Source organism: Baaleninema simplex PCC 7105 (assembly GCF_000332355.1).
Classification (GTDB): domain Bacteria; phylum Cyanobacteriota; class Cyanobacteriia; order Cyanobacteriales; family Geitlerinemataceae; genus Baaleninema; species Baaleninema simplex.
In genome coordinates this window covers 387,314-393,650 of the sequence record NZ_KB235958.1, presented here as the reverse complement: position 1 = coordinate 393,650, position 6,337 = coordinate 387,314, and the positions used below count along the sequence as shown (strand labels likewise).

Here is a 6,337-nt window from a genome sequence, read left to right as displayed (position 1 = left end):
CGTCAAGCTTATGGCTTTATAAATTTTGAAAATATGCGAATGCGCTTTCTGTCTTGCTTTACTTAATAAGTTTTTCTTATCACCTTGTTTTGCGAAGACCCGAATTTTTGCATTTCCTTTCGCTTTAGTGTGGCTTATTACACTCTTTATCTGGCGCTTTTTCCGTCAACTCCTCCGCCGATAACCTCCCTCAATTTGCTACGATCGCAGCAAGCTCGCCCCCCTAAAACTCATGGTGACTCCCCATTCGACGCCACCCAAATCGCCCCCCGAAATCGTCTACCCCGACAGTGACGGAAAACCGATGGCAGACAATACCGTTCAATTTCGCTGGATTAGCGTGATTTATCACAATCTGGCGTGGTGGTTTGCCGAAAATCCCAACGTTTTCGTCGCGGGCGATCTCCTCTGGTATCCCGTCGAGGGCAACAACCGACTCTCTCAAGCTCCCGATGTCATGGTGGCATTCGATCGCCCTAAAGGCGATCGCGGCTCTTATAAACAATGGCAGGAAAACGACATCGCGCCTCAAGTCGTCTTTGAAATTTTGTCCCCAAGAAACACCCTCAAAGAAATGGGGCGTAAGTTCTTATTTTACAACGATTACGGTGTCGAAGAATATTATATTTACGACCCCCAGAAAAACGATCTTTCCGGTTGGTTACGCGGAGAAGCGGAAGTTCCCGAAATGGCGCGTTTAGATATTATTGAAGAAATGAACGGTTGGGTTAGTCCGCGTTTGGAAATACGCTTTGAAGTGAAAGACAAAACGATGGAACTTTATCGTCCCGATGGTTCGCCGTTCCTCGACTACAATACCGTTCAGCAGCGACTTCAGCAAGCCGAACAACGGGCAGAAACTGCCGAACAACGGGCAGAAACTGCCGAACAACGGGCAGAAACTGCCGAACAACGCGCTCGTCAACTAGCGGCTCGTTTGCAGGAGTTAGGAATCGATCCCGATGCGTTAGATTAGCCTGGGTCGAAACCGGTTTTCACGAATTTTGATGCCCGTTAAAGTGTTCTACACGTAAGCCAAAGAGATGAGCAGTGTCAAAGCTACCAAACGTTTTTATCGAAAATTTTGGGTTTGAAACCCCGCCCCCTTCGACTTGGCTCAGGGCAAGCCTTCGACTTAGCTCAGGGCAAGCCTTCTAGGGCGGCTTTACAGTACAATGGACGTGAATGGTTAAACTGGCTAACGAAACCCAAGTTAGTAAGTTTGCCTAAAACTCCAATTGAATTGGAATTTTGGCGGTGGGACACACCGTTACAGCACGGACATCTCACGGTGGCGAACTCGGTTCGCCACCCGTGTCCTCCTGTGAAGCGAGTGTAAGACGCAGTCTTCGCAGCTCTCGGAGCTTGCATCCGAGAGAACGAAGACTTGAAGGATCTCGATCCGGAGAGCAACTGCGAAAAACTCGAGAGAGAAGGAAGCAGGAACCCAAATCGCGAGGCTTCGCCGTGAGCGTCAGCCGAACGGTTTGGGAATCACCGTCCTTCCAGGGCGGTGAGGATGTCAACTCCCCACCCTCCCTTACCCAAGGGGGCTACGGAGAGATTCGTTTCCGATAAGCTAGGTTTCAAGAAGTCTTTACCACATCCCCCCTTAGCCCCCTATCCCCCCTTCGCCCCCCTTTGAAAGGGGGGTTGGGGGGATGGTTGGGGGGATAGAGGGACTTGTCAGGTTGGACAAAACCAGTGTTTGAGTCCTCGACTCCGCTCGGACTCAACGCTGAGCGGAGTCGAAGCGAGCGAAGTCGAAGCGAGCGAAGTCGAAGCGAGCGAAGTCGAAGCGAGCGAAGTCGAAGCGAGCGAAGTCGAAGCGAGCGAAGTCGAAGCGAGCGAAGTCGAAGCGTTGAGATTCGGATTCCGTATGATGTGGTTCGTGAGGCCGTTCGTCTTAAGCATTTTTTCGTAAGCATCGAACCAACTTATCTCGATCGAATGAAGCGATATCTGCTTTACCCTGATAAAAAGCACTCCCATACAAACTGAACTTTGAGTGCTGTGCTGTTTTTGTATCGCGATGTTCTTTAAATGGCTCCCGTGAGGTCGAAGGTTGTCACATCGCTCGACCCCACCCATTCCAAACGCTAATTTTCTTTCTCTTCCGCCTCTTCCGGTAAATGCCCTTGAATCACCATCACCGAACAAGAGGCTTGGTGCAAAACGTAATTGCTCACGCTCCCCAGGAAGACTTCTTTAAACCCGCGATGTCCCCGTCTTCCCAACACGATTAAATCCGCGTCCCAGCTTCGCGCCACATCGCAAATCCACGACCCCGGATCGCCGAATTTACTTTCTGTTTTGACCTTAACGCCCCGTTTTTCAGCTTGCTGGCGGTAGCCTTTCATCATCTCTTCAACCCGTTCGGTTTCTTTTCTGAGATGCTGCTGCTGCAATTCAAACATCATTTTGCTGCTCGACATATCGATGCCGATTCCCGTTCCCATTAAGGGAACCGCTTCACTGACACGCTGCATGGTCGTGCAATGGAAAATTAGCAGGTCTGCTCTTTCGTGTTCTGCGGTATCCAGGGCGTGACGAAAGACTTTGGGGGCGGAAGGTGAATCGTCGAGGGCGACGAGAATTTTTTTAAAGCTCATGTTTACAAACTCCTCCGATCGATCGAATCATTGTATTTTAAGTTTTTCTTAAAATTTGAAACAGAAGAATAAATTTTGAGATCGAACAATTTATCGATCTTACTTATAGTTTATCGAAGAATAGAGGCAAAATGTATTTCAATTTGTCAAGAAAAAACGTCCTTCTCGATCGCCCGCTCTAACCGCTTCGCTAAGTCGATGATGTCCTGCTTGCGGGCGAGTCGATCTACCCAAGCTCGAGGAATGGCGTCGAAGCCATAAGCCAACCCTGCTAACCCTCCAGTAATGGCGGCGATGGTGTCGGTGTCGTTCCCCAAATTCACGGCTTTGAGAACGGCGTCGGCGTAACTGTCGGTGGTGAGGAAACACCATAAAGCGGCTTCCAGACTGTGGACGACGTACCCGTTGGAGGCGATGTCGTCGGCCGACAGTTGAGCGATGTCGTTCCAGATGCGATCGAAGTGCGATCGCTCCTCCTGAAACGGCGGTTGCTGGTAGTGAGATTCCACCTTTTGCAACCCCTTTTGGTAAGCGGTTTTGGGATCGTCTCCCGCCAGTATTTCTGAGGCGATACTGATATACAGCCCACAAGCCATCTGACTTCGAGGGTGAGCGTGGGTAATGGCGGAAACTTGATGGACGCGATCGAGCAGGGTTTGAGTATTCCACGCATCCACATAGTACGCCATCGGTAAAATCCGCATCAGCGACCCGTTTCCGTTGCTGCGTTCGCCGGTTTCTCCCGATTCCGTCGGTGGCGTTCCCCGCATCAAGCGACCGATCGCTCGTGTCGTCGTTCCGCCAATGTCGAAGACTTCTCCGTGGGGCGTCCAAATTTCGGCGGTAAACCACTGACGGAACTTCTCGGCGATCGCGTCGAGGGAAAATCCATCGCACAACGCATCCGCCAAACAGAAGGTTAAGGAACTGTCGTCAGACCAAGTTCCTGGCGGTTGGTTGTAGGTTCCGTACCCTCGCATATCGGTGACAGGATCGTCTATTCGTTCGGCTCTCGTGGCGAACTCGACGGGAACCCCCAACGCGTCAGCGACGCAAACTCCCATCAATCCTGCAAGAACGGCAGATTTTTCGCTCATGAGTTTTCCTCAGACGCTTTGTGTCTCTCTTGCGTGTTTCCATTTTAGGCGTTCGGTTTCGACAGATGGGATGACCGGAGGATGGGATGACGTGCAATCTCCCTGTCTTCTCATTTGCCTGCGGGGGCGGTGCGTGACGCGGTAAGACTTCCTTCGCCTGACTTCGACGGGATTTTGGCGTCCACGTCACGGCACCCTACGATTCCTCATCTCTTAACCTCAACCTGGCGGAAGCGGTGTAAACGAACTTCCTGACATGGGGCGGTTGGGCGTGGCGAGGTTGCGGAATCGGGTATATTGCGGGTCGAAGAGGAGTTTGACCACGCCGGTCGGCCCGTTTCGGTGTTTGGCGATAATCATTTCGGTGATTCCGCGATCGGGGGTGTCGGGAAAATAGTATTCGTCCCGATACAACATTACGATTAAATCCGCGTCTTGTTCGATCGACCCGCTTTCCCTCAAATCCGACATCATCGGACGTTTGTTATTTCGGGCTTCCACGCCCCGACTCAACTGTGATAATGCAATCACCGGAACGTCCAATTCTCGGGAGAGTCCTTTGAGCGATCGCGTAATCCTCGATAACTCTTGAACTCGGTTGTCTCCCGCTCCTTCCATTAGCTGTAAATAGTCCAACAAGATTAACCCCAGTGGTTGACCCTGTTCGGCTTGCAAACGACGACATTTCGATCGCATTTCCGTTACGGTAATGTTTGGCGTGTCGTCGATAAACAGCGGAATTTCTGACAGCGACGCCAACGCCCGACTCAACGGCTCCCATTCCGTTTGACTCACGCGACCCGCCCGCAATCGGTTGCTTTCAATTCCGGCTTCGCTGGCTAACAGTCGTTGTACGAGCTGTTCTTTAGACATTTCTAAGCTGAAAATCGCCACGGGAATCCGGTACGCATTGGCGATGTTGTGGGCGAAGTTTAGGCTGACTGCGGTGTTGTGAACGCAAATGTCGTTGGCGATGAAGTTATGGGTTTCGGGAATGGTTAAATCGTAAACTTGATGGTTTCCAATGTATTCGATCGCCACGATTTCGTCCCAATACACTTCGCCGGTTTCTCGCTTCGGAGATTCGAGGGTTTCTAAGTCTCGAATAACGGTTAATTTTGGTGAAGCGATCGCGATTTTTGTCTTGACATATTTATTTTTTTGTGTTAGCGAATTTTCTTTGAAGTCAGTCCCAATTTGTAGAGACTGTTCGTCTTCCCAGGGTGAAGGAACGAGATCGCCAGAAACGACGTTTCCAAACGCTCCAATTTCCTCAAAAAAGGTTTGAACTGAGTCAGGACGCGCGATCGAGAGTTGCCACGTGTAACTTTGTTTTTGCAGCGAGGCGAGGCTACCAAAACGCAACAGTAAATGTTGAATTTGACGGGCGACGGTTTCGCAAGGCGTACTGTAGCCAACTTGAGAAAAAACACCTTTTTCGGGTTCGGAGATTATCGCCCAGCCATTTTGAGAAAACAGACAATTTAAAAATTTAGCAAGTTTCGATTTTTCCAATTGAAAGACAATTTTGGAAATCGTTTGAGAACGCGAAACCTTCTCCGCCAAAGTCTGAATTTGCGAGTCAGAAAGAGTGCGATCGCCAAACACCGACAACCGACGGGGAACGGCGATTTTATCCCCAACATTTAACGCCGCCAGCGATCGCCATCCAGTTCGCGTCAAATAAGGATGTGTCAGCGTCGTTTCCACCTGACGCCCCAACCGCGTCGTGACTCGAAACACGGGTTTTACCCCATCGTCGAGAAAATCCGACGGTTGAGTTCGGTGAAATTGCCAATCGTTCCCCAAAGTGAAGAGTTCGGGAACCTCAGAAGTTTCCGACACCGCCCGACGATAAAACTGTGCGATCGAGACCAAACGCCCGTCCGACAGCAACAATTGCGATCGCCCGTGCAAACATTTTCCCATCGACGGACGCCCCGCCACAATAATCAAATCCGACGGTTGAAATCCCCCCGTCATCGCATCGAGATCGTAAAACCCCGACAAAATCCCCGGTTGCGCCTGGGTTTCGTGTTGAATCTCAATGTCCTGAAACGTCTGAATCAGCGTCTCGAAAATCGGAACCAGATCCTGTTGCGGCCGTTTCTGCGTAATATTGAAAATCTTCTGTTCGGCGAGATCGAGTATCGTTTCCAACGGTTGCGTCGTGTCGTATCCGAGGGCGTTAATTTCCTGTCCCGCCCGAATCAACTGGCGTCGGAAATACTTATCCATCACCAACGCCGCATATTGGTCGATATTCACCGCCGACACCGTGCGATCGACCAACTGAGCTAGTTTACTCCGGCCGCCCACCTTATCCAACTGCTCGCGATCGTGCAACCACGCCGTCACGCTAATCAAATCCGTCGGTTGTCCGTGGGCGTGCAACCCTTGCGCCGCCTGATAGATAATCTGATGAGCTTGAATATAAAACGCCTCGGCAGACAACACCTCCGTCACGCGGTTAATCGCTTCCGGGTCGAGTAAAATTCCCCCTAAAATCGCCTCTTCCGCTTCAATATTTTGAGGGGGAAGCTTCGTTTCGTCGTAGCCACCCTGAAAGTCGAGTTCCCGAACCATTTTTTACAGTCAGCAGCGAGCAGTGAACAGCGAACAGTGATA

The 6,337-nt window shown here is 50.8% G+C and carries 5 protein-coding genes; 2 read left to right on the top strand and 3 right to left on the bottom strand.

Annotation, left to right across the window (positions count from 1 at the left end):
• Positions 1-232 precede the first annotated feature (232 nt).
• Positions 233-976 (top strand): Uma2 family endonuclease, encoded by a 744-nt coding sequence (locus GEI7105_RS0103730; protein WP_017659144.1) that lies wholly within the window; start codon positions 233-235, stop codon positions 974-976.
• Between the two features lie 732 nt (positions 977-1,708).
• On the top strand, positions 1,709-1,924 hold the full coding sequence (locus tag GEI7105_RS0103725; protein WP_017659143.1) for a hypothetical protein: 216 nt from the start codon (positions 1,709-1,711) through the stop codon (positions 1,922-1,924).
• A 175-nt stretch (positions 1,925-2,099) separates the two neighbouring features.
• Here the strand turns inward: GEI7105_RS0103725 and GEI7105_RS0103720 are convergent, their stop codons facing one another.
• From GEI7105_RS0103720 to dnaB, 3 genes are all read right to left on the bottom strand, one after another.
• On the bottom strand, positions 2,100-2,612 hold the full coding sequence (locus GEI7105_RS0103720) for a universal stress protein (protein WP_017659142.1): 513 nt from the start codon (positions 2,610-2,612) through the stop codon (positions 2,100-2,102).
• Positions 2,613-2,758: 146 nt separating this feature from the next.
• The gene (locus GEI7105_RS0103715) at positions 2,759-3,709 is read right to left on the bottom strand and encodes an ADP-ribosylglycohydrolase family protein (RefSeq protein ID WP_017659141.1); all 951 of its coding nucleotides are present in this window, start codon (positions 3,707-3,709) and stop codon (positions 2,759-2,761) included.
• 219 nt (positions 3,710-3,928) lie between these two features.
• A complete protein-coding gene (gene dnaB / locus GEI7105_RS0103710) occupies positions 3,929-6,295 on the bottom strand; it encodes a replicative DNA helicase (protein WP_017659140.1) in 2,367 nt (788 codons plus the stop codon).
• Between the last annotated feature and the right edge of the window lie 42 nt (positions 6,296-6,337).

Excerpts from the sequence above, each read along its gene's own strand:
- dnaB (WP_017659140.1), bottom strand. The coding sequence starts at position 6,295 with ATGGTTCGGGAACTCGACTTTCAGGGTGGCTACGACGAAACGAAGCTT.
- GEI7105_RS0103730 (WP_017659144.1), top strand. The coding sequence starts at position 233 with ATGGTGACTCCCCATTCGACGCCACCCAAATCGCCCCCCGAAATCGTC.
- GEI7105_RS0103715 (WP_017659141.1), bottom strand. The coding sequence starts at position 3,709 with ATGAGCGAAAAATCTGCCGTTCTTGCAGGATTGATGGGAGTTTGCGTC.
- GEI7105_RS0103720 (WP_017659142.1), bottom strand. The coding sequence starts at position 2,612 with ATGAGCTTTAAAAAAATTCTCGTCGCCCTCGACGATTCACCTTCCGCC.